The 21,465-nt window shown below is 74.3% G+C and carries 19 protein-coding genes; 7 read left to right on the forward strand and 12 right to left on the reverse strand.

Annotated features, from left to right (window positions below):
- Positions 1–4: 4 nt before the first annotated feature.
- From ACZ7LK_RS31810 to ACZ7LK_RS31820, 3 genes are read left to right on the forward strand one after another with little or no spacing between them, the layout of a single operon-like run.
- Complete coding sequence (locus ACZ7LK_RS31810; RefSeq protein ID WP_471144608.1) at positions 5–931, forward strand: ABC transporter permease; 927 nt, start codon at positions 5–7, stop codon at positions 929–931.
- Complete coding sequence (locus ACZ7LK_RS31815; protein ID WP_392277707.1) at positions 928–1,896, forward strand: ABC transporter ATP-binding protein; 969 nt, start codon at positions 928–930, stop codon at positions 1,894–1,896. The genes ACZ7LK_RS31810 and ACZ7LK_RS31815 overlap by 4 nt, the downstream gene beginning before the upstream one ends.
- A complete protein-coding gene (locus ACZ7LK_RS31820; RefSeq protein WP_471144605.1) occupies positions 1,893–2,864 on the forward strand; it encodes an ABC transporter ATP-binding protein in 972 nt (323 codons plus the stop codon). Before ACZ7LK_RS31815 ends, ACZ7LK_RS31820 begins: the two co-directional genes overlap by 4 nt.
- A gap of 20 nt (positions 2,865–2,884) precedes the next feature.
- On the opposite strand, the gene ACZ7LK_RS31825 is transcribed toward ACZ7LK_RS31820, so the two are convergent.
- The 9 genes from ACZ7LK_RS31825 to rimP form a co-directional block, all read right to left on the reverse strand.
- The gene (locus ACZ7LK_RS31825) at positions 2,885–3,829 is read right to left on the reverse strand and encodes a bifunctional riboflavin kinase/FAD synthetase (RefSeq protein ID WP_392277705.1); all 945 of its coding nucleotides are present in this window, start codon (positions 3,827–3,829) and stop codon (positions 2,885–2,887) included.
- Between the two features lie 42 nt (positions 3,830–3,871).
- On the reverse strand, positions 3,872–7,495 hold the full coding sequence (locus ACZ7LK_RS31830; protein WP_471144606.1) for a trypsin-like peptidase domain-containing protein: 3,624 nt from the start codon (positions 7,493–7,495) through the stop codon (positions 3,872–3,874).
- A 248-nt stretch (positions 7,496–7,743) separates the two neighbouring features.
- Complete coding sequence (gene truB / locus ACZ7LK_RS31835) at positions 7,744–8,643, reverse strand: tRNA pseudouridine(55) synthase TruB (protein ID WP_392277703.1); 900 nt, start codon at positions 8,641–8,643, stop codon at positions 7,744–7,746.
- Entirely contained in the window at positions 8,640–9,089 is a 450-nt protein-coding gene (gene rbfA / locus ACZ7LK_RS31840; RefSeq protein ID WP_392277702.1) for a 30S ribosome-binding factor RbfA, read from the reverse strand. The genes truB and rbfA overlap by 4 nt, the downstream gene beginning before the upstream one ends.
- A 51-nt stretch (positions 9,090–9,140) precedes the next feature.
- Complete coding sequence (locus tag ACZ7LK_RS31845; RefSeq protein ID WP_392277701.1) at positions 9,141–9,434, reverse strand: DUF503 domain-containing protein; 294 nt, start codon at positions 9,432–9,434, stop codon at positions 9,141–9,143.
- Between the two features lie 139 nt (positions 9,435–9,573).
- Positions 9,574–12,651, reverse strand: a complete 3,078-nt coding sequence (gene infB / locus ACZ7LK_RS31850; RefSeq protein ID WP_392277700.1) for a translation initiation factor IF-2 — start codon at positions 12,649–12,651, stop codon at positions 9,574–9,576.
- 148 nt (positions 12,652–12,799) lie between these two features.
- The gene (locus ACZ7LK_RS31855; RefSeq protein ID WP_392277699.1) at positions 12,800–13,078 is read right to left on the reverse strand and encodes a YlxR family protein; all 279 of its coding nucleotides are present in this window, start codon (positions 13,076–13,078) and stop codon (positions 12,800–12,802) included.
- 164 nt (positions 13,079–13,242) lie between these two features.
- Positions 13,243–14,244: a transcription termination factor NusA gene (nusA, locus tag ACZ7LK_RS31860; protein ID WP_392277698.1), complete on the reverse strand. Its 1,002-nt coding sequence runs from the start codon at positions 14,242–14,244 to the stop codon at positions 13,243–13,245.
- Positions 14,245–14,246: 2 nt separating this feature from the next.
- Positions 14,247–14,756: a ribosome maturation factor RimP gene (gene rimP / locus ACZ7LK_RS31865; protein WP_392277697.1), complete on the reverse strand. Its 510-nt coding sequence runs from the start codon at positions 14,754–14,756 to the stop codon at positions 14,247–14,249.
- A gap of 162 nt (positions 14,757–14,918) precedes the next feature.
- Here rimP and ACZ7LK_RS31870 point away from each other — a divergent pair, with 162 nt between their 5' ends.
- The 4 genes from ACZ7LK_RS31870 to ACZ7LK_RS31885 all read left to right on the forward strand — a co-directional run bounded on the left by ACZ7LK_RS31870 (position 14,919) and on the right by ACZ7LK_RS31885 (position 17,982).
- On the forward strand, positions 14,919–15,578 hold the full coding sequence (locus tag ACZ7LK_RS31870; protein WP_392277696.1) for a hypothetical protein: 660 nt from the start codon (positions 14,919–14,921) through the stop codon (positions 15,576–15,578).
- Positions 15,575–16,015, forward strand: a complete 441-nt coding sequence (locus tag ACZ7LK_RS31875; protein WP_392277695.1) for a DUF4439 domain-containing protein — start codon at positions 15,575–15,577, stop codon at positions 16,013–16,015. The genes ACZ7LK_RS31870 and ACZ7LK_RS31875 overlap by 4 nt, the downstream gene beginning before the upstream one ends.
- 51 nt (positions 16,016–16,066) lie before the next feature.
- Entirely contained in the window at positions 16,067–16,969 is a 903-nt protein-coding gene (locus ACZ7LK_RS31880; RefSeq protein ID WP_471144607.1) for an aminoglycoside phosphotransferase family protein, read from the forward strand.
- Positions 16,970–17,049: 80 nt separating this feature from the next.
- Complete coding sequence (locus tag ACZ7LK_RS31885; RefSeq protein ID WP_392277693.1) at positions 17,050–17,982, forward strand: slipin family protein; 933 nt, start codon at positions 17,050–17,052, stop codon at positions 17,980–17,982.
- Positions 17,983–18,034: 52 nt separating this feature from the next.
- Here ACZ7LK_RS31885 and ACZ7LK_RS31890 read toward each other — a convergent pair whose 3' ends face one another.
- The 3 genes from ACZ7LK_RS31890 to ACZ7LK_RS31900 all read right to left on the reverse strand — a co-directional run bounded on the left by ACZ7LK_RS31890 (position 18,035) and on the right by ACZ7LK_RS31900 (position 21,247).
- Entirely contained in the window at positions 18,035–19,729 is a 1,695-nt protein-coding gene (locus tag ACZ7LK_RS31890) for a proline--tRNA ligase (protein ID WP_392277692.1), read from the reverse strand.
- Positions 19,730–19,797: 68 nt separating this feature from the next.
- Entirely contained in the window at positions 19,798–20,379 is a 582-nt protein-coding gene (locus ACZ7LK_RS31895) for a GNAT family N-acetyltransferase (protein WP_392277691.1), read from the reverse strand.
- Positions 20,380–20,401: 22 nt separating this feature from the next.
- Positions 20,402–21,247 carry a GNAT family N-acetyltransferase gene (locus tag ACZ7LK_RS31900; protein WP_392277690.1) on the reverse strand — a complete coding sequence of 282 codons (846 nt, stop codon included), beginning with the start codon at positions 21,245–21,247 and terminating at the stop codon, positions 20,402–20,404.
- Between the last annotated feature and the right edge of the window lie 218 nt (positions 21,248–21,465).

Consider the following 21,465-nt stretch of genomic DNA (forward strand, 5'->3'; position numbering starts at 1 on the left):
CTCGATGTCCTCCGCGAACTCCTCCCCGGAGTCCTCCGCGAAGTCCTCGTTGACGTGGGCGCGCCGCCGGGAGTCGGCGGCGCGGTTCTGGCACCGGTACCGCCGGCAGCGGGCCGGGCTGTACGGGCTCGCCGCCCTCGCCCTCATCGCGCTGGTCGCGCTCGCCGCCCCGCTGCTCGTGGGAGCCGGTGACGAGGTGCGGAGTGTGACCGGTGCGTCCGGTACGCCGCTGGAGGCGCCGAGCGCCGCGTTCCCGCTCGGGACGGACCAGTTCGGCCGGTCGCTGCTGGACCTGCTGGTGTGGGGCGCCCGGGTATCGCTGGCCGTCGGACTGCTCGCGGCGGCGCTGTCCGTCGCCATCGGCACCCTGGTGGGGATCCTGGCGGGCCACTTCGGCGGCTGGCTCTCGACCGTGGCCATGCGCGTCACCGACTGGTTCCTGGTGATGCCGGCGCTGGTGCTGGCGATCGTGCTGGCCACGGTGATGTCCCGGAGCATGTGGACGGTGGTCCTCGCCATCGGGATCACGAGCTGGCCCACCACGGCCCGGCTGGTGCGGGCGCAGACCATCGCGGTGGAGTCCCGCCCGTACATCGAGCGCGCCAGGGCGCTCGGCGGCGGCCACGGCCACGTCATGAGCCGCCATGTGCTGCCCAACGTCATGCCGCTGGTGCTGTCGCAGACCACGCTGGGCATCTCGGCCGCGATCCTCACCGAGGCGACGCTGGCCTTCCTGGGCCTGGGCGATCCGTCGGTCGTCTCCTGGGGCGGGATGCTCCAGGACGCGCGCGAGGCGGGCGCGGTGTCGTCCGGGCACTGGTGGTACCTGGCTCCGCCCGGGATCGCCATCGCCGTCGTCGCCCTCTCCTTCACCCTGTGCGGGCGGGCGGTCGAGTCCGTGCTGAACCCGAGGCTGGGGGTGGGGCGTTGAGCCTGCTCGACATCCAGGACCTGCACGTCACGTACGGGACGGGCGACGCCGCCGTACCCGCCGTGCGCGGGGTCGGCCTGACCCTGGAGGCGGGGCGGAAGCTGGGCGTCGCCGGTGAGTCGGGGTGCGGCAAGTCGACCCTGGCGCTGGCCCTGCTGCGGCTGCTGCCCGCCTCCGCCCGGCTGACCGGGCGGATCCTGCTGGACGGCGAGGACGTCCTGACCATGACGTGGGGACGGTTGCGGGCCGTACGGTGGGCGGGCGCGTCGATCGTGTTCCAGGGCGCCATGCACTCGCTCAACGCCGTCCACCGGATCGGCGACCAGATCGCCGAGCCCCTCCTCGTCCACCGGAGGGCGACCGCCGGGGCGGCCCGCACCCGGGTGGGCGCGCTGCTGGAGCAGGTCGGGCTGCCGGCCGCGCGGGCCGGTGCGTACCCGCACGAACTGTCCGGCGGGCAGCGGCAGCGCGTGATGATCGCCATGGCGCTGGCCTGCGAGCCCCGGCTGATCGTGGCGGACGAGCCGACGACCGCGCTCGACGTGATGATCCAGGCGCAGGTCCTGCGGCTGCTGGAGACGCTGGTCGGCGAACGGGACATCGGCCTCGTCATGATCAGTCACGACCTGGCCGTCCTGGCCGACACCTGTGACCGGCTGGCGGTGATGTACGCGGGCCGGATCGTCGAGGAGGGACCGGCCCGGGACGTCTACGACGCCGCCCGGCACCCCTACGGGCGCGCCCTGTCGGCCGCCTTCCCCCGCATCGGCGACCCGGCCTCCCGGCTCGCCCCGCGCGGTCTGCCCGGCGACCCGCCCGACCCGGCCGCGCTGCCCTCCGGCTGTACGTTCCACCCGCGCTGCCCGGTCGCGCTGGAGACGTGCGCGTCCCAGGACCCGCCGCTGGTCCGGGCGGCGCCCGGTCACCTGGCGGCCTGCCTCCTGACGGACGGGAGCCCCGCATGAACCCCCTGCTCGCCGCCTCCGGGCTGCACGTCACCTTCCCCGGCCGGCGCGGTGGCCAGGCCGCCCGTGCCGTGGACGGGGTGGACCTGGAGATCGGCGCCGGCGAGATCGTCGCGCTCGTGGGCGAGTCGGGCTGCGGCAAGACGACCCTGGCACGCTCACTGCTGGGCCTGGTCCGGCCCACGTCCGGCTCGGTCACCTTCGACGGGGCGCCCCTGTCGTACGCCTCCCGGGACCTCAAGAGCCACCGGCGGCGGGTACAGCTCGTGCTCCAGGACCCGAGCGGCTCGCTCAATCCCCGCCACACCGTGTACGACGCGGTCGCGGAGGGGCTGCGGATCCACGGGTACGGCGGGGACGAGCGGGCCGCCGTCGCCTCGGCGCTCGCCCGGGCGGGACTGCGGCCCCCGGAGCGGTTCTTCCTCCGTTACCCGCACGAGCTGTCGGGCGGCCAGCGGCAGCGGGTCGTCATCGCCGGGGCGCTGGTCCTCGAACCCGAGCTCATCGTCGCCGACGAGCCGGTCGCCTCCCTGGACGCCTCGGTGCGCGGCGAGATCCTCGCGCTGCTCCTGCGCCTGCGCGACGAGCTGGGCCTGGCCGCGCTGGTCGTCACGCACGACCTGGGCCTGGCGTGGAACATCGCCGACCGGGTGGCGGTGATGTACCTGGGGCGGGTCGTCGAGACCGGCACGGTGGAGGAGGTCCTGTCGGCGCCGCGCCACCCGTACACCCGGGCGCTGCTGTCGGTGCTCCCCGAGTCCGACACGGAGCCGGTGCTCCTGACGGGTGAGCCCCCGGACCCGTCCCGCGTCCCGGCGGGGTGCCGGTTCCACGCCCGCTGCCCGGTCCTGGCGTCCGGGGAGGCTGACCGGGCGGGCGTGGCGGCCGCGTGCCGCACCCGGGACCTGCCGGTCCTGGACGGCCGCGGCCGGGGGGCGGCGTGCCACTGGGCGGCGCGGCAGGGCTGACGGGGCGCCGCAGACACGACCTAGCGGTCGGCGGTGAGTTCGCGGCAGCGCTTGACGTCCGCCGCGATCGCCTCCAGGAGCGCCTCGATCGACGCGAACTTCTCCTGGCCCCGTACGTACGCCAGGAAGTCGACCGCCACGTGCAGCCCGTACAGGTCCAGGCCGACGCGGTCGATGGCGTACGCCTCGACGGTCCGCTCCGTGCCGTCGAACTGCGGGTTGGTGCCGACCGAGATGGCGGCGGGCATCCGCTCCCCGGCCGCCGTGAGCCAGCCGGCGTACACGCCGTCCGCGGGGATCGCGGTGTGCGGCAGGGTCTCGACGTTCGCCGTGGGGTACCCCAGCTCGCGGCCGCGCTGTGCGCCGCGCACGACGACGCCCTCGACGCGGTGCGGGCGGCCCAGGATCTCGGCGGCGCCCTCGACGTCGCCCTCGGCGACCAGGCGCCGGGTCAGGGTGGAGGAGAACGGCTCGCCGCCGCCCGCCTCGCCGCGGACGTACAGGTCGACGACCTCGACCTCGTAGTCGTACGTCGCGCCCAGCTCCCGGAGGAAGTCGACGTTCCCGGCCGCCCGGTGGCCGAAGCGGAAGTTGGGGCCCTCGATGACGGCACGCGCGTGCAGTTTGTCGACGAGCACCTTCACGATGAAGTCGGCCGGCGAGAGCTGCGAGAACCCGGCCGTGAACGGCAGCACCAGCACCGCGTCGACACCGAGCCCGGCCATCAGCTCGGCCCGCCGGTGGTGCGGGGCCAGCAGCGGCGGGTGGCTGCCGGGCCGGACCACCTCGGAGGGGTGCGGGTCGAAGGTCACGACGACGGACGGGACGCCGAGTTCACGCGCCCGCTCCACCGCCCGGCCGATGATCAGCTGGTGTCCGCGGTGCACCCCGTCGTAGGAGCCGATGGTGACGACGCTGCGCCCCCAGTCCTGGGGGATGTCCTCCAAGCCACGCCAGCGCTGCACTGTGACCGCTCCTCGCCCGAACCCGTGTACGTCATTGACCTCTTACGCAGGTCTAAGACTGCCATGCCCACGGCTCGCGGCTCGCATCGGCACCGGATGGGCCGGACCGCCCAGGCCCTCGACGGTCCGCCGGGCGCTGGGGCCGACCACGAACGCCCAGTCCCCCGGCGCCTCCCGCAGCCAGCCGGTGACGAGGGACGCGAAGCCCGGCACCTCCCGGGCGAGCTCGACCAGCCGCCGGTCGAAGCAGGTCGCGCCCTCGGGCGTGCGGACCAGGAGCAGCCCCGTCCGGTGGACCAGCTCCCGGGTGCGGGCCTCCGGCCGCCGCGTACACCCGAGCGCGGCGGCCCGCAGCAGCGCGTCGAGCACGGCGAGGTCCCGGCCGTCGTGGCTCTCGTACCGCTCGTACTCCAGGAGTACGTCGAGGAGCTCGTCGCGCAGCGGGCGGGACGCGGGCGTGCCGGGCGCGGCGAGGACGGGGGCCAGCGCGCCGCGCACCTCCACGGGAGAGCCCCGCAGCAGCCCGCTGACCAGTGGGAAGAGCACGGCACGGGCGGCAGGGCCCTGCTCCAGGCGCCGGTCGACGTACGCGGCGGCGTGGGCGGCGCCCGCCGGGTGGTGATGGACGTACGCGCGGACCAGTTCGGCGGCGCGGCGGGCCAGCGCCGGGGTGCGCACCTCGGCGAGGACGGCGAGCACCTCGGCGGGGGCCGCCCCGGGGCCGCCGTCCAGCAGCCGGGCGCGGAAGGCGGCCAGGACGGGCTCGGGGTGGGTGGCCAGGGCGGCGGTGAAGGCGCTCGCCGGCAGCGCGGGGTCGCCGGCGAGGAAGGCGGCCAGGGCAGGGCCGAGGTACCGGCTGCGGCCGTGCGGGTCGCGGACGAGGAGGCCGAGCGCCGGTCCGTGCAGATCCCGGTCGCCGGGGCGGGCCAGGAGCGCGACGGCCGCGTACCGGAGCAGCTCGCGTTCCGCGTCGGTGGTGACCCGGGCGGCGAGGAGCCGCCCGTACGTGGCGGCGGCCACCCGGCGTCCTGGCCGGGTGTCGTCGTGGGCCCAGCGGTCGACGGCCCGGCACAGCGCGGCCGGCTCGTCCTCGACGAGGGCGGCGAGCAGTTCGTCGGCGCGCGGGTGCGCGGTGGAGACGAGTGCCTCGCACAGGTCGTCGACGGCCAGATCGCGGTGGGCGTACAGCAGCGCCTGCGCCGCCCCGGCGACGGTGGGCCGCACCGTGGCGCCGGGCGGGGCGGGCAGCGGCCGCTCGTCGCCGAACCAGCGGCACAGCAGGGGCTGTACGCCACGGGGGTCGACGGCCAGCCGTACGGCGACGGCGTCCAGGTAGCGCGGTACGTCCCGCGCGCCGGGTGCCCCGTCGGCGGGCACGAGGCGCCGCAGCAGGTCGAGGCGGTCGTCCTCGCCGAGCCGGAGCCGTTCCCAGAACCAGGGCCCGAACTCGTGCAGCGGGTCCTGGTCCGCTACGGGCGCGCCGCCCCGCCGGACGGAACGGTCGGTGACGCACTCGGCGAGCCGCCGCAGCACGCCCGTGTAGAGCCGCACGTCCGGGACCCGGAGCAGGGTCTCCCCCAGCAGCCGGGCACACCACCAGGCGGCGTCCCCGTCCCGCCCCTCGGCCCCCGGTACGCCGGCGTCCACCGGTGCGCCGGCCCCGGCGCCCGCGTCGCGGGAGGTCCCGTCGCCCCGGCCCTCCGTACCGGCGTCGGTCCCGTGGGGCCCGGCCCCCGCACCGGGCGCGGGCGCGAGCCGGTCCAGGGCGTCGACCAGGCCCTCCAGCCGGGTTGCCAGGGCGGTCGGCCGCCGGGCGCGGTCCAGCAGCAGGAGCGCCTGGAGGACCGGGCCGATCCGGTGGCGGGGTACCGGGAGGTCCGCATGCGTGCCCTCGTGCACCAGCGCCCGCAGCGCCGCGTCCAGGTCCAGGTGGGCGCCCTGGATCCAGTCGCCGACCTCCTCGTGGGCGAACCGGTAGCCGGTACCCGCCGGGACCAGCACGCCCTCCGTCAGCACGGCGGCCGCCCAGCCGGTGGCCCAGGGGAACAGTTCCTCGAACGCCTCCCGGGACAGTTCGCCCTGCCCGGGTCCCAGGCACCGCCTGGCCGCCTCGTGGACGCGCCCGGCGACCCGGGCGGCGAGCCGCCGCAGCGCGGTGCCCCGCAGCGGGGGCCGGGCCGCGGTGGCGATCCGGCCGGCGACGCGCAGGCACAGCAGGTCCAGGTGCGCGGCGAACACCTCCGCCCGGCCGGGCCGTCCCGGTACGTCACCGGGCAGCGCCTCCCGCACCTCGGCGAGGAGCCGGAGGGCGAGCGGGTGCCGGGCGTCGGCCACCGCGAGGGCGTCGCCGGGCAAACCGTACCGCTCGCGCACCCGCCGGGCCTCCCGCCCGGCCAGGTCGCCGATCCGCAGGGCGTCCGGCAGCCGCCAGGCGGGCCGGCCGGGCCGGTACAGCGCCCCGGCGGGGTACAGCGCGCCCGCCTGTTCCCAGTGCTCGGGCCGGCAGGCGACAACGAGCCGGACGCGGTGCGCCCGGAGCCAGCCGGCCGTTGCCGCGGTCCACTCGGCGAGCCGGTGCGCCAGGACAGGGGGCATCTCCTCCGCGCCGTCGAGAACGACGAGGAGGGGGCGGCCCCGGTCGAGGGCGAGCCGCGCCACCCGCGCCGGGGTGGCGGCCGACATGTCGCCCGGCGCGCCCGAGCAGGCGACGACACGGCCGGCCTGCCGCAGCGCCCGGGCGACCGCGTCGTCCAGGGAGGCGTCGTCGGCACGGAGGTCGGCGCCGCGCAGCCAGAGGGTGGGGGCGGGTGCGTCGCCGCCCGCGCGGCGGGCGGCGAGGGCGCGCAGTGCGGTGGTGCGTCCGCAGCCGGGGTCGCCGACGAGGGCGAAGGCCACGGCGTCCGAGTCCGTGAAGGCCTCCAGCTCCCTCGCGACGGAGCGGCGTTCCACCGGGTCGGGCGCGGTGCCGGGCGCACCGGTGGTCGCGGTGGTGGTGGCGGTGAGGGCGAGCGCGCCGGCGAGGTTCAGGTCGGCGCCGTACGCCGGGACGGTGGCGGCGTTGCGCCGCAGCAGGGCGGCCAGCGGGCCGTCGGGCGCCGCCGCGGCGGCCCTGGCGAGCGGTACGGCGAGCCCGGCCGCCCGGTGCCCGGCGTGCAGGGCGGTGCCCAGCACGCCGAGGACGGTGCCGGTCGTGGCGTCCAGGACGGGCCCGCCCGCGGCCTCGCCGCCCAGCCGGAGCGCCTCCCGGCCCTCCGTCCCGATGGCGAGCTCCAGCACCTCGCCGAGCAGGTGGAACCGGTCGGCCGCCGTGTAGGTGACCCGCGCGGTGCCCAGGACCCGTGCCTCGCGCCAGCCGTCCGCGGCGATCCGTACGTATGTTCCCGCCGCCACGCTCCCCCGGTCCGCGATCGGCAGGGGGGCCACGCCGAGCCCCTCGGTGCGCACGAGCGCCAGGTCGGCCCCGGGCAGCGGGACGATCGCGTCGCCCTCGGCGACGGAGGCGCCGCCGTCCGGACCGGGTGCGCGCACGACCACCCGGACCAGCCCGTCCACGGCCTCGTGGCTGGTGACGACCGTGCCCTCGTCGTCGGCGACGAAGCCGACCCCGCGGGTCCGGCCCGCCGGATCGGAGATCCGCACCAGCCTCGCCCGTTCCCCGCGTTCCATGGGTCGACGGTAGGACGGAGTTGATCACCGGGTGAAGGTCGCGGAACGAAAGCGCCCCCGAGTGCTCCCGCCCTTCACTCCGAGCGCCTGGCCAACCGGGTGAATCCGGCATGCCGGGCGGATAGACCCTCTGCGAGGGGGATCGTGGAGCGGGCCGGGAGGCCTCCCGGCGCCTCGCGGCGCGGCGGGAGGGCCGTGGCCCGCTCCACGGTGGGCGCGTCTCCCCGTGCGGGGGGGGCGCCGGGCGGTCAGCCGAACACGGCCAGGCTCTTGGCCTTGCCGTTCTTCTCCTCGACCAGCGCCAGGAACCGGCCCTCGGGACCGAAGACCGCCACGGGGGCCGTCCCGTACGCGGGCATGTCCAGGCGGACGCCGTTCAGCAGCAGCTTCGCCCGGCGCTCGTCGACGTCCCAGCGGGCGAACGCGGCCGCGGCGGCGTCGGCGATCGGCATGACGGTCAGCTCCTCCTGGAGCTGGTCCAGGGTCCTCGCGCCGTCCAGCTTGTACGGGCCGACGCGGGTGCGCCGCAGGGCCGTGAGGTGGCCGCCGACGCCGAGTCCGGCGCCGAGGTCGCGGGCGAGGGCGCGGATGTACGTACCGGAGGAGCAGACGACCGACACCACCAGGTCGACGACGGGCGTGCCGTCCTCGGCGACGGCATCGCGCATGTCGTACACCCGGAACGACGACACGGTCACCGGGCGGGCGGGGATGTCGAACTCCTCGCCGCCCCGCACCCGGGCGTACGACCGCTTGCCGTCGATCTTGATGGCGCTGACCTTGGACGGCACCTGCATGATGTCGCCGGTCAGCTTGGCCACCTCGCCGTCGACGGCCTCGCGGGTGACCCGGGAGGCGTCGGCGGACGAGGTGATCTCGCCCTCCGCGTCGTCGGTGACGGTGTTCTGCCCGAGGCGGATGGTGCCCAGGTACTCCTTCTCGGTCAGCGCGAGGTGACCGAGGAGTTTGGTGGCCTTCTCGACGCCGAGGACCAGCACACCGGTGGCCATGGGGTCGAGCGTCCCCGCGTGTCCGACGCGGCGGGTCCTGGCGATCCCGCGCATCTTGGCGACGACGTCGTGCGAAGTGAAGCCCGACGGCTTGTCGACGATGACAAGCCCGTCGGGCGTCCTGTTGTGCTGTGTCATTCCGAGGCTTCGCCCTCGTCCTCGTCGTCCTCGGGCTTGCGGTACGGGTCGGCGTCGCCGGCGTACGTCTTGCCGGTCGACACCTCGCGCACCTCCTCGTCCTTGGCCCGTGCCTTGTGGAGGAGGTCCTCGATGGTGCGGGCGTTGTCCGGCAGGGCGTCCGGGACGAAGGTCAGGCTGGGCGTGAAGCGGACGCCGGTCTGCCGGCCCACCTCGGAGCGCAGGATGCCCTTGGCGGACTCCAGCGCCGCCGCGGACGCCGCCCGCTCCTCCTCGTCGCCGTAGACCGTATAGAAGACCGTGGCCTCCCGCAGGTCACCGGTGACCCGGGCGTCCGTGATGGTCACGAAGCCCAGTCGCGGATCCTTGATACGCCGGTCCAGGGTCTCCGCGACCACGACCTGGATGCGATCGGCCAGCTTGCGGGCCCGCGCGTTGTCGGCCACCGGTCCTTCTCCTCTTTCGTCCTACGTTCGTCGTACCGCCGTGCGGCACGTTCAGTCTTCATCGGTGTGCATGCGCCGCCGTACCGACAGCAGCTCCACCTCGGGCCGGCCCGCGACCATGCGCTCGCACCGGTCCAGTACCTCCGTCAGGTGCCCCACGTCCCCGGACACCATCGCGAGGCCGATCCGGGCTCTGCGGTGGAGGTCTTGGGAGCCGGTCTCCGCCACGCTCACCGCGAACTTCCGCTGGAGCTCGGCGACGATCGGACGGACGACGGAGCGCTTCTCCTTCAGCGACCGTACGTCGCCGAGGAGCAGGTCGAAGGACAGGGTCCCCACGTACATGTGTGCCCGGATGTCCCGCCGGTTCGGGTTCAGTGCCCCGCCAACCGCTTGGCAGGGACACCAAGAACCGTACACGGAACGGCCGGGGCCGATCGACGGAAATACATCCGCCGACCGGCCCCGGCTGCCGTGACTGGGATCAGCCGCGCGGCTTCTCCCGCATCTCGTACGTCGCGATGACGTCGTCGACCTTGATGTCGTTGAAGTTTCCGAGGTTGATACCACCCTCGAAGCCTTCGCGGATCTCGGTGACGTCGTCCTTGAAGCGACGCAGACCCTCGATGTTGAGGTTCTCCGCGATGACCTTGCCGTCGCGGATGAGGCGCGCCTTGGTGTTGCGCTTGACCTCGCCGGAGCGGATGAGGACACCCGCGATGTTGCCCAGCTTGGACGAGCGGAAGACCTCGCGGATCTCCGCCGTACCGAGCTCGACCTCTTCGTACTCCGGCTTGAGCATGCCCTTGAGGGCCGCCTCGATCTCCTCGATGGCCTGGTAGATCACCGAGTAGTACCGGACGTCGACGCCCTCGCGCTCCGCCATCTGCGCGGCACGGCCGGCCGCGCGGACGTTGAAGCCGATGACGATGGCGTCGGAGCCCATCGCCAGGTCGATGTCCGACTCCGTGACCGCACCGACACCGCGGTGCAGGACCCGGATGTCGACCTCTTCGCCGACGTCGAGCTGGAGCAGCGACGACTCGAGCGCCTCGACGGAACCGGAAGCGTCACCCTTGATGATGAGGTTGAGCTGCTGGATCTCGCCGGCCTTGAGCACCTTGTCCAGGTCCTCGAGGGAGACGCGGCGCACACGCTTGGCGAACGCGGCGTTGCGCTCACGGGCGGCACGCTTCTCGGCGATCTGACGGGCCGTACGGTCCTCGTCGACCACCAGGAAGTTGTCGCCGGCGCCCGGGACGTTGGTGAGACCGAGGACGAGGACCGGGGTCGACGGACCCGCCTCTTCCACGTTCTCGCCCTTGTCGTCGAGCATGGCGCGGACACGGCCGTAGGCGTCGCCCGCGACCATCGTGTCGCCGACCCGCAGCGTGCCTCGCTGGACCAGGACGGTCGCGACGGCGCCGCGGCCCTTGTCCAGGTGGGCCTCGATGGCGATGCCCTGCGCGTCCTGCTCCGGGTTGGCCCGGAGGTCGAGCGAGGCGTCCGCCGTCAGGATCACGGCCTCCAGCAGGGAGTCGATGTGCAGACCCTGCTTGGCGGAGATGTCGACGAACATGGTGTCGCCGCCGTACTCCTCGGCCACCAGGCCGTACTCGGTCAGCTGACCGCGCACCTTGACCGGGTCGGCACCCTCGACGTCGATCTTGTTGACCGCGACCACGATCGGCACGTCGGCCGCCTTGGCGTGGTTCAGCGCCTCGATCGTCTGGGGCATCACACCGTCATTGGCCGCGACCACGAGGATCGCGATGTCGGTGGACTTCGCACCACGGGCACGCATGGCGGTGAACGCCTCGTGACCCGGGGTGTCGATGAAGGTGATCTTGCGGTCCTCGCCGTTGACCTCGGTGGCGACCTGGTACGCACCGATGTGCTGCGTGATGCCGCCGGCCTCGCCCGCGACGACGTTCGTCTTGCGGATCGCGTCCAGCAGTCGGGTCTTACCGTGGTCGACGTGACCCATGACGGTCACGACCGGCGGACGGGACACGAGGTACTCCTCGCCGCCCTCGTCCTCGCCCCACTCGAGGTCGAAGGACTCGAGCAGCTCGCGGTCCTCCTCCTCCGGGCTGACGATCTGAACCTGGTAGTTCATCTCGTCGCCGAGGAGCTGCAGCGTCTCGTCGGAGACGGACTGCGTGGCGGTGACCATCTCGCCGAGGTTCATCATGACCGCGACGAGGGACGCCGGGTTGGCGTTGATCTTCTCCGCGAAGTCGGTGAGGGACGCACCGCGCGACAGGCGAACGGTCTCGCCGTTGCCGCGAGGCAGCATCACGCCGCCGACCGACGGGGCCTGCATGGCCTCGTACTCCTGGCGCCTCTGCCGCTTCGACTTACGGCCACGACGCGCGGGACCGCCGGGACGACCGAAGGCGCCCTGCGTGCCACCACGGCCACCGGGGCCGCCGGGACGGCCACCGAAGCCGGGACGACCGCCGAAGCCGCCGCCACCGCCACCGGGACCACCGGGACGACCGCCGCCACCGCCGCCGGGACGGCCGGCGAAACCGCCGCCACCGCCACCGGGACCGGCCGGACGGCCGGCGAAGCCGCCGCCGGGACGACCGGCGCCACCGGGACGGCCGGCGCCGCCACCGGGACCACGGCCACCGCCGCCGGGGCCACCGCCGGGGCGGGGACCGGCAGCCGGACGCTGCGGCATCATGCCCGGGTTCGGGCGGTTACCGGCGGGACCGCCACCCGGGCGCGGGGCCTGGGGACGCGGCATGCCGCCGGGGGTAGGCCGCCCGGAGGGACCGGGGTGTCCACCGGGGCCGGCCTGCGGACGGGGACCGCCCTGACCGGCGCCCTGCGGGCGCGGACCGCCCGGGGCACCGGGGCCGCCGGGACGCGGGGCACCGCCCGGACGGGGCGCCTGCGGGCGCGCCATGCCGGTGGAGCCACCAGAGGTGAACGGGTTGTTGCCCGGACGCGGGCCCGCGGGACGCGGGGCACCCGGACGGGGGGCCTGGCGCTCGCCACCGGGACGCGGGGCGCCACCGGGGCGGCCGCCGCGCTCGCCGCCCTGACCGCGCTCGCCCTGCGGGCGGCCGGCGGGACGGGGACCGGGCGCGGCACCGGGCCGGGGACCGGCGGCCGGGGCCGACGGGGGCGCGGTGAACTCCGGGTTCGCCGGAGCCGGCGAGGCGGGCGCCGGCTTGGGCGCCGCCGCGGGCTTCGGACCCGGGGTGGGACGCGGGCCGGGGGCCGGCGCCGCGGGCTTCTCGGCCGCCGCGGGCTTCGGCGCGGGAGCGCCGGGCTTCGGGGCGGCGGGACGTGCCGCCTGCGCCGGGGAGGGCGCGGGGGCGGCGGGCTTGGCCGGCGCGGCCTTGCGGGGCGCGCCGGGCTTGGCTGCGGACTTGCCGGCGTTGCCGCCGGGCCCCTGCAGCGCGTCAGTCAGTTTGCGTACAACCGGCGCTTCGATGGTGGAAGACGCCGAACGGACGAATTCACCGAGTTCCTGGAGCTTGGCCATGACGACCTTGCTCTCCACACCGAACTCCTTGGCGAGTTCGTATACCCGGACCTTAGCCACTTCGCTCCTTTTAGGTCCGGGTTACCGCCGGACCGTCGCTACTTCATGGGCGTACTCATCGCGTACTCATCGAGTGCTCATCGCAATCTCGACCTACTTCCAACTCGCGAGGTACCTGACCGCACGGTGTTCCGTGCCGTACTTCTTCTTACGGTGCCGGCCGCTCGACGTACCGGCGGACGTCCGCGACGTCGAGCGGTCCCTGGACCCTGAGGGCCCTCGGGATCGCCCGGCGGCGGACCGCCTGGTCGAGACAGACCGAGGCGGGATGCACATAAGCACCCCGGCCGGGCAGCGTACCGCGTGGATCGGGGGCGCACTCGCCCTTGATCAACACGATGCGCAGCAGATCGCGCTTGGCCGCTCGCTCCCGGCATCCCACACAGGTTCGCTCAGGGCAGGCGCGGGCGTGCGTCCGGCCAGACACGGTTAAGTCTACCTCCCCGCACCGACCTCACCCCTTTGGGGCAAAAATCGAACGGTTGTTGTCGTGATCTCGCCATAGCACAACGTCACCATGGCGGGTTCCATTCCCCGGAGCCCCGGGAATCCGAGGGCCTGGCCCCCGGGCCCCCAGGGCCCGGACGCGGGTCAGTCCCGGTCCTCCGCGGGCTGCTGCTCGGTGTCCGGGCGGATGTCGATCCGCCAGCCGGTGAGACGCGCGGCCAGACGGGCGTTCTGGCCCTCCTTGCCGATCGCCAGCGAGAGCTGGTAGTCCGGCACGGTCACCCGGGCGGACCGGGCGGCGAGGTCGACGACCTCCACCTTGGAGACCCGGGCCGGGGACAGGGCGTTGGCCACCATCTCGGCCGGGTCGTCCGACCAGTCGACGATGTCGATCTTCTCGCCGTGCAGCTCGGCCATGACGTTGCGCACCCGGCTGCCCATGGGGCCGATGCAGGCGCCCTTGGGGTTGAGGCCCGAACGGGTGGAGCGGACCGCGATCTTGGTGCGGTGGCCGGCCTCGCGGGCGATCGCCGCGATCTCGACCGAGCCGTCCGCGATTTCCGGGACCTCCAGCGCGAAGAGCTTCTTCACCAGATTGGGGTGGGTGCGCGAAAGGGTGACGGACGGACCGCGCACGCCCTTGGCGACCCGGACGACGTACGTCCGCAGCCGCAGGCCGTGGGTGTACTCCTCGCCCGGCACCTGCTCCTGCACCGGAAGGATCGCTTCCAGCTTGTCGTCCAGCTTCACCAGGACGTTCTTGGGGTCCTTGCCCTGCTGCACCATGCCGGCGACGATGTCGCCCTCGCGACGGGCGTACTCGCCGAACGTCACGTCGTTCTCGGCGTCCCGCAGTCGCTGCTGGATGACCTGGCGGGCGGTGCTCGCCGCGATGCGGCCGAAGTCCGACGGCGTGTCGTCGAACTCCTTGGGCTCCTGCCCCTCCTCCAGGTCGGCCGGGTCCTCCTTCGCCCACACCGTCACATGACCGGTCTGCCGGTCCAGCACGACACGGGCGTGGCGGCGGGCTCCCTCGGTGCGGTGGTAGGCGATGAGGAGGGCCGACTCGATCGCCTCGACCAGCAGGTCGAAGGGAATCTCCTTCTCCTGTGCCAAGCCCCTCAGGAGCTTCACGTCGATGTCCACGGCTACGCCTCCTCTTCCTTCTTGTCCTTGCGGTTGAACTCGATCTCCACGCGCGCCTTCGCGATGTCCGGGAACGCGACACGGCGGGCGGTGGGCTTGCGCCCCTTCACGCCCGGCACCTCGAGATCGAGGCCCTCGTCGTCCACGGAGAGGATGCGGGCCACCAGCTCGCCGCCCTCCGCCCCCTGGGCGGTGAGCTGGAACTTCACCAGGCGGCCGGTGGCGCGTACGTAGTGGCGGTGCTCGGTCAGCGGGCGGTCCGCGCCCGGCGAGCTGACTTCGAGGACGTACTCCTCGTCGCCCATCGCGTCCGTCTCGTCGAGCTTGTCGGAGATGGCGCGGCTCAGCTCGGCACAGGCGTCGAGTTCCACGCCCTCGTCCGAGTCGACGATGATCCTCAGCATCCGCCGCCGGCCCGCCCGGGACACCTCGATCTCCTCGAGGTCCAGGTCCTTGGCGCTGACCAGCGGTTCCAGCAGCCCGCGCAGCCTTTCGCTCTGGGTGGTGCTCATCCGGGTGACTCCTCGGCCGCGTGTGCTGTTGTGGGATCGTCGCGTGTCAGACCAAAGGGTATCCGGTCGCGGGGGGTGTTGCCGTCCACCTCGCGCCGAGCCGCAGGTACGCTCGCCAGCGGTGATCTTGGGGTCTGGCTGGTACGGCTGAGGGAGTGACGCGTGGAGCGCACGGGGACGACACGCAGACGCGCGCTCGTCGTGACGGGCGCGGCGGCCGCGGCCGGGCTGCTCGGGGCGTGCACGTCGGACGAGCCGGGCGGTGCGCCGTCGGCGTCGGCGGCCGCGCGGGCGGCCCGCGCCGAGGCGGCCCTGCGGCGCCGGTCGGCCGCCACGAGCGCGGAGCTCCTGGCGCGGTACGACGCGGTGCTGGCCGCCCATCCGCCGCTGGCCGCCCGGCTGGCCCCGCTGCGGGCGGCGGCCGCGGCCCATGTGACGGCCCTGGCCCCGGCGGGCTCGCCGCCGCCCACCGCCGCGCCCACGCCCGGGGCGCCCACGGGAGCGCCGCCCACGCCCGCCGCGCCCACGCCCGCCGTACCGGACGTCACGCCCGCCGCGCCGGAGGCACCGGCCCGCGCCGGCGTCCCGGCGGCGGGGCCGGGGGCCCCGGGGGCGCCCGGCGACGCGGCCGACGGCACACCCGTGCCCGCCGACCCGGGCGTCGCGCTCGCCGAGCTGGCGGCAATGGCGCGCCGGACCGCGGACGCGCACGCCGCCGCGCTGCTCACCGCCCCGCCCGAGCTCGCCCGGCTGCTGGCGTCCGTCGCGGCCGCGGGAGCCGCCCACGCGTACCTGCTGAGCAGCGGAGGGACCCCGTCATGAGCGACGCAGCCCTGGAGGCCGCCCAGGCGGCCCTCGCCGCCGAGCACGCGGCGGTGTACGGGTACGGGGTCGTCGGCGGCCGGGTCGGCGACGCGCGGGAGGCGGAGGCGACCGCCGCGTACGCCGCGCACCGGGCCCGGCGGGACGCGCTGGGCCGTGCGGTGCGCGACCTGGGCGGGAAGCCCACCGCCTCCGCCGCCGCCTACGCGCTGCCGTTCCCGGTGCCGGACGCGGCCGCGGCGGTGCGGCTGGCCGCCGAGCTGGAGGACCGGGTGGCGGGCGTCTACTCCGACCTCGTACGGGCCGCGCGGGGGCCGTTGCGGCGGGAGGCGGCGAGCGCGCTGCGCGAGGCCGCGGTGCGGGCGGTGCGGTGGCGGGGCACCGGCGTAGCCTTTCCTGGGCTCGCCGAGCGACCGGGCGGCCGAGCCGAGCCGTAGCGCGGCCGCACGGACCGTGGGCCCCGGCCATCGAGAGGGAACGACGCACGCATGGGTTTCGAACCGCCGCAGCGACTGGTGCGGGCTCTCGGCGCGAGGTACGGGGACGCGGCCGCGGACGACTGGCTCGCCCGTCTTCCGGAGCTCGCCCGGGAGGCGGTGGACCGGCGGCGCCTGGACGTGGAACGGGTGGTCGCGCCGGGCGGGCGCAGCAGCCTGGTGGTCCTGGTGCGGCTGCCGGACGGCGCCCCGGCCGCGCTGAAGGTGGCTCCGCCGTTCGCCGGGCCGGACCTGGAGCGGGCGGCGCTGGCGCACTGGAACGGCTGGGGCGCGGTGCTGCCGCTGGACCCGGCCGGGCCGGACCTGCTGCTGGAGCGGCTGCACACGGAGGTGGGCCTGCGGTCGCTGCCGGAGGCCAAGGCGCTGCTGGAGGCGGCCGGCACGGTCCGGCGACTGTGGGTGGACCCGCCGGAGGGCCACGGGTTCGAGTCGGTGGCCGCGCGGACCGCCCGGCAGGCTGAGGCGATGCGGGCGGCGGCGGGGGCGACGGACCCGGAGACGGCCGGGCTGGTGGCGGCGGCGCTCGCCGCCCGGGAGGAGCTGGTGGCGGACGCCCCCGAGGAGCTGCTGCTGCACGGCGATTTCCGGCAGGGCAAGGTGCTGGCCGGCGACCGGGCGCCCTGGCTGGCGGTCGGCCCCGACCCGGTCGTCGGGGAACGGGCGTACGACCTGGCCCGGCTGGTGCGGGACCGGGTCGAGGACCTGGTGGCGGCGGCCTCCGGCCCCACGGCGGGGCGGCGGCGGGTGAACAAGCTGGCGGACTCGCTGGACCTGGACCGCGAGCGGCTGCGCGGATGGACGCTGTTCCGGGCCGTGGAGTCGGGCACCAGGGCCCTGGCGGCGGGGCGGCGGCAGGACGGGGAGCTGCTCCTGGAGTTCGCCGGCTGGCTGTAGAACTCCCCATACGGCCCCAATGGTGCGATATTGGGCATAACGCACCACCCCTACCACCCGGTATGGACGGGAGGGCTGTCATGGTCGAAGAACTGCTGGCAGCGGCGGCGGCCGTGGGCTCGGCCGCCGTGATCTACGTGGCGGCCGCCGCCAGGGTCGTCAAGCAGTACGAGAAGGGCGTCGTCCTGCGCTTCGGCCGGCTCCGCAGCGGCGTGCGCGGGCCCGGGTTCACCATGGTGGTCCCGTTCGCCGACCGGCTGCACAAGGTCAGCATGCAGATCGTGACCATGCCGGTGCCCGCGCAGGACGGCATCACCCGCGACAACGTCACCGTGCGGGTCGACGCGGTCATCTACTTCAAGGTGGTCGACGCCGCGGCGGCCATCATCCGCGTCGAGGACTACCGCTTCGCGGTGTCCCAGATCGCCCAGACCTCACTGCGGTCGATCATCGGCAAGAGCGACCTGGACGACCTGCTGTCCAACCGGGAGAAGCTCAACCAGGGGCTGGAGCTGATGATCGACAACCCGGCCGTCGAATGGGGCGTGACCATCGACCGGGTCGAGATCAAGGACGTCTCGCTGCCGGAGACGATGAAGCGGTCGATGGCCCGCCAGGCCGAGGCCGACCGGGAGCGGCGGGCGCGGGTGATCAACGCGGACGCGGAGCTCCAGGCCTCGAAGAAGCTGGCGGAGGCGGCCGGGGTCATGTCGGAGACGCCTTCCGCGCTCCAGCTCCGGCTGCTCCAGACGATCGTGGCCGTCGCGGCGGAGAAGAACTCGACCCTGGTGCTGCCCTTCCCGGTGGAGCTGCTGCGCTTCCTGGAGCGGGCAGCCCCGGACCGGCCCCGGGACCAGGACGGCGAGCGGCCGGCCCCGCACCCGTCGGCCCTCCACGTGCACGACCCGCACCTGCACGAGCCGCTCGACGGGCACCCGGAGGCCCCGGTACGCGAACCGGCGCCGGCCCCCCAGGTGCGGGAGGACGACGCCGGTACGGCGGGCTGCATCTGACGCCCGTGCCGCCCCGGGGCGCCGTGGCCGGGCTCCGGGGCGGTGGGAGGCGTTACGCGCCGAGGCGGGCGATCGCCTCGTCGACCGTCAGCTCTTCGCGCTCACCGGTGCGGCGGTCCTTGAGCTCGACGACGCCCTCGCCGGAGCGGCGGCCGGCCACCAGGATCTTCGGTACGCCGATGAGCTCCGCGTCCGTGAACTTCACGCCCGGCGACACCCCGGCCCGGTCGTCGACCAGGACCCGCAGGCCGGCGGCCTTCAGCTTCTCGGACACCTCCAGCGCCAGCTCGGTCTGGAGCGCCTTGCCGGCCGCCACGACGTGCACGTCGGCCGGCGCGATCTCACGGGGCCAGCACAGGCCCTGCTCGTCGGCGTGCTGCTCGGCCAGGGCCGCGACCGCGCGGGAGACGCCGATGCCGTACGAGCCCATGGTGACCCGGACGGGCTTGCCGTTCTGGCCGAGGACGTCGAGCTGGAAGGCGTCGGCGTACTTGCGGCCGAGCTGGAAGATGTGACCGATCTCGATGGCGCGGTCGATCGTGAGGTCGGAGCCGCAGTTCGGGCAGGGGTCGCCCTCCTCCACCACGACGACGTCCAGGTACTGGTCGACCTCGAAGTCGCGGCCGGCGACGACGTTCTTCGCGTGCCTGCCGGGCTTGTTGGCGCCGGTGATCCAGGCCGTGCCGGGCGAGACGCGCGGGTCGGCGAGGTACCGCACCTTGTCGAGGCCCTGCGGGCCGACGTAGCCGCGTACGAGGTCGTCGCGGCCCTCGAAGTCCTCGGCGGTGACGAGCTCGACGGTCGCCGGGGCCAGGTGGTCCTCCAGCTTGCCGAGGTCGACCTCGCGGTCACCGGGCACGCCGACGGCGACGATCTCGCCGTCCACCTTGACCAGCAAGTTCTTCAGCGTGTGGGAGGCCGGGACGTCCAGGTGCGCGGCGAGCGTCTCGATGGTCGGCGTGTCGGGGGTGTCCAGCTCCTCGACGGGGCCGTGCGCGGTGGGGTCCTCCGGCTGCTGCTTGAACGTGACGGCCTCCGTGTTGGCCGCGTAGTCGCAGTTCGGGCAGTGGACGAAGGTGTCCTCACCGGCGGCGGCCGGGGCCAGGAACTCCTCGGAGGCCGAGCCGCCCATGGCGCCCGACACCGCGGAGACGATCTTGTGGCGGAGCCCGAGCCGGTCGAAGATCTTGATGTACGCCTGGCGGTGCAGCGCGTACGACTCGGCCAGGCCCTCGTCGGTGGTGTCGAAGGAGTACGAGTCCTTCATCTGGAACTCACGGCCGCGCAGGATGCCCGAACGGGGACGCGCCTCGTCGCGGTACTTCGTCTGGATCTGGTAGAGGATCACCGGCAGGTCCTTGTAGGACGTGCACTGGTCCTTGACGAGCTGCGTGAAGATCTCCTCGTGCGTGGGGCCGAGCAGGTAGTCGGCGCCCTTGCGGTCTTTCAGGCGGAACAGCTCGGCGCCGTACTCCTCCCAGCGGCCCGTCGCCTCGTAGGGCTCCTTGGGCAGCAGCGCGGGGAGCAGGACCTCCTGGGCGCCGATGGCGTCCATCTCCTCGCGCACCACGCGGGAGACGTTCTCCAGGACCTTCATGCCCAGCGGCAGCCAGGACCAGATGCCCGCGGCGTTGCGGCGTACGTAGCCGGCGCGGACGAGCAGCTTGTGGCTGAGCGTCTCGGCGTCCGCCGGGTCGTCGCGCAGTGTCTTGACCATCAACCGGGACATGCGCTGGACCTGGGCCATGGGGAACTCTCCTGCGGTGAAAAGTGTGATGGCTAGGAGGTTAGCTCCGGGGCGGCTGCTGGGAGAAATCAGTTCCGTCCCGGGGACCCGCCCGGGTCGCCCCCCGCGGACGGTCCGCGGCGTCGCAGCGGCAGCGGCGCGCCCATGACCGCGTACGGCTTGGCAGCGCTGGGGAAGTGGACCCGGCGGGCCAGGTCGCGGTAGCCGAGGGAGCGGTAGAGGAAGCGGGCCGGGTTCTCCACGTCGATGGCGGAGAGGATGGAGCGCGGCTGCTCGGCGGCGTCGGTGATGCTGGTGATCAGTTCACGGCCGATGCCCCGGGCCTGGAAGTCGGGGTGGACGTGCAGCTCGGTGATGACGAAGGAGTCGTCGAGCCAGGCGCCGTTGCCCTCGCGCACCAGGTAGGGCTGGACGACCGTCGACCACCAGTGGGTGCGGTCGTTGGGCATCCCGTACACGAAGCCGACGAGCCGTCCGCCGGGTGTGGTGGCTCCGTAGGCGCACGCGCCGGGGCTGCGGAGGTGGCGCAGCACGATGTGGCGACGCACCGCGATCTCGTCCTCGGTCAGTCCGAAGGCGAGGGCCTGTACGGAGAGGGCGTCGTCCACGCGCGCGGCGAGGTCGACCGGTCGGACCACGACGTCATCCATGCGACCGAACCTTACAAGCGCCTCAGAAGAGCACGCTCATGAAGGCGCCGACCTCTTCGAAGCCGACGCGCCGGTAGGCGGCCCTGGCGGGCAGGTTGTAGTCGTTGACGTACAGCGAGACGACGGGGGCGACGTCGGCGAGGGCGTGGCGCAGTACGGCGGCCATCCCGGTCTCGGACAGGCCCCGGCCGCGGTGCTCGGGGGCGACCCACACGCCCTGGATCTGGCAGGCCTGGGAGGTGGCGGCGCCGACCTCGGCCTTGAAGACGACCTTGCCGTCCTCGATGCGGGCGTAGGAGCGGCCGGCGCCGACGAGTTCGGCGACGCGGGCCTGGTAGAGCAGGCCCCCGTCGCCGGCCATCGGGGAGATGCCGACCTCCTCGGTGAACATGGCCACGCACGCCGGCATGATCACGTCCATCTCGTCCTTGCGGACGCGGCGGACGTACGGGTCGGGCTCGACGTCCGGGGAGGGCCGGTCGGTGACCATCAGCGGCTGGTGGGCGCGGACGTCACGGGCGGGGCCCCAGCTCGGTTCGAGGAGCCGCCACAACTGGGCGGTGGGCTCGGCGGGGCCGACGATGGACGAGCAGCGGCGGCCGGCCCGGCGGGCGCGGTCGGCGAAGGCGCGGACGGCTTCGGGGGTGGCGCAGATGGGGACGAGGTTGGCGCCGGAGTAGCAGAGCGAGCGGAGCCGCCCGTCCGCGTACCAGCCCCACATCTCGCCGCCGAGGCGCCAGGGGTCGAGCCCCGCGACCTGTACGCGGGAGGTGACGAACGCGTTGGCGACGGGCTCGCTCTCGAGGACGGCGAGCGCGGCGCCGAGGTCGCTGGGCTCGAGGACCCGGGTGGTGGTCTGCGTCAACACGAGGGGGCCTCACCATGCGTTCCATACGGGTCCTGGCACTGTACCTGCCGGTGCGGGTGGAGGGGCAGGACAGCGCGGAGCCCCGCCGCGGGGTGCGGCGGGGCTCCGGTGCTCGGTGGGGGGGGTCAGCTCACGGTGACGGCGGGTTCGCCGGACATCACGCCGTCCTTCTCCATCTGCTCGGCGATCTTCATCGCCTCCTCGATCAGCGTCTCCAC

Source organism: Streptomyces sp. NPDC039423, from assembly GCF_055598725.1.